We start from the raw sequence: 1,429 nt of genomic DNA, 5'->3' as shown, positions 1-1,429 counted from the left end.
CAACGCGTTGCGCTGAGTCCTGAGGCTGTTGCAATGAAAATGAGAATCAAGGAGGGGAACCTGTAAAGCAGTCAATTTTAGGCAGGTTTTATTGACATGCCTAAAAACTACTGTATAATGCAGATATGGGCAGAATCCGGAAAATCGGCTCTGCCCATTGTAACTATTCACAAATCTTATATCAGTTTTTAACGTTTACACAAAACTTGAAACGGTCTCTAAAATTTTGTATAATAGGAATTGAAGTTAAATTAGATGCTAAAAATTTGTAATTAAGAAGGAGGGATTCGTCATGTTGGTATTCCAAATGCGTAATGTAGATAAAACATCTACTGTTTTGAAACAGACTAAAAACAGTGATTACGCAGATAAATAAATACGTTAGATTAATTCCTACCAGTGACTAATCTTATGACTTTTTAAACAGATAACTAAAATTACAAACAAATCGTTTAACTTCTGTATTTATTTACTGATGTAATCACTTCAGGAGTGATTACATGAACAAAAATATAAAATATTCTCAAAACTTTTTAACGAGTGAAAAAGTACTCAACCAAATAATAAAACAATTGAATTTAAAAGAAACCGATACCGTTTACGAAATTGGAACAGGTAAAGGGCATTTAACGACGAAACTGGCTAAAATAAGTAAACAGGTAACGTCTATTGAATTAGACAGTCATCTATTCAACTTATCGTCAGAAAAATTAAAACTGAATACTCGTGTCACTTTAATTCACCAAGATATTCTACAGTTTCAATTCCCTAACAAACAGAGGTATAAAATTGTTGGGAATATTCCTTACAATTTAAGCACACAAATTATTAAAAAAGTGGTTTTTGAAAGCCGTGCGTCTGACATCTATCTGATTGTTGAAGAAGGATTCTACAAGCGTACCTTGGATATTCACCGAACACTAGGGTTGCTCTTGCACACTCAAGTCTCGATTCAGCAATTGCTTAAGCTGCCAGCGGAATGCTTTCATCCTAAACCAAAAGTAAACAGTGTCTTAATAAAACTTACCCGCCATACCACAGATGTTCCAGATAAATATTGGAAGCTATATACGTACTTTGTTTCAAAATGGGTCAATCGAGAATATCGTCAACTGTTTACTAAAAATCAATTTCATCAAGCAATGAAACACGCCAAAGTAAACAATTTAAGTACCATTACTTATGAGCAAGTATTGTCTATTTTTAATAGTTATCTATTATTTAACGGGAGGAAATAATTCTATGAGTCGCTTTTGTAAATTTGGAAAGTTACACGTTACTAAAGGGAATGGAGATAAATTATTAGATATAACAGCGACAACTAACCTAACGGAGGCTCAACCGTAAAATGAGAAGAACCCCCAGTAGTGGCTGCTATGAACTGCGCCCCAATTCTTGGACGGGCTAATAAGCGGCCTACGCCGCACAT

General features: G+C 34.4%; 3 protein-coding genes. All 3 read left to right on the top strand.

Annotation, left to right across the window (positions count from 1 at the left end; all coding sequences use genetic code 11):
- Positions 1-292: 292 nt before the first annotated feature.
- Entirely contained in the window at positions 293-376 is an 84-nt protein-coding gene (locus DWV43_RS09980; protein WP_001814874.1) for a 23S rRNA methyltransferase attenuation leader peptide, read from the top strand.
- 124 nt (positions 377-500) lie between these two features.
- Complete coding sequence (gene erm(B) / locus DWV43_RS09975) at positions 501-1,238, top strand: 23S rRNA (adenine(2058)-N(6))-methyltransferase Erm(B) (protein WP_014566913.1); 738 nt, start codon at positions 501-503, stop codon at positions 1,236-1,238.
- Complete coding sequence (locus DWV43_RS10580; RefSeq protein ID WP_179297067.1) at positions 1,183-1,347, top strand: rRNA adenine methyltransferase; 165 nt, start codon at positions 1,183-1,185, stop codon at positions 1,345-1,347. The genes erm(B) and DWV43_RS10580 overlap by 56 nt, the downstream gene beginning before the upstream one ends.
- Positions 1,348-1,429 lie beyond the last annotated feature (82 nt).

This window comes from Collinsella sp. AF05-9, from assembly GCF_003465595.1.
In the GTDB taxonomy this organism is placed as follows: domain Bacteria; phylum Actinomycetota; class Coriobacteriia; order Coriobacteriales; family Coriobacteriaceae; genus Collinsella.
This window is presented reverse-complemented; position numbering and strand designations above follow the sequence as displayed.

Bases quoted from the DNA above. Each gene is read 5' to 3' on its own strand.
- DWV43_RS09980 (WP_001814874.1), top strand. From the start codon at position 293: ATGTTGGTATTCCAAATGCGTAATGTAGATAAAACATCTACTGTTTTG.
- DWV43_RS10580 (WP_179297067.1), top strand. From the start codon at position 1,183: ATGAGCAAGTATTGTCTATTTTTAATAGTTATCTATTATTTAACGGGA.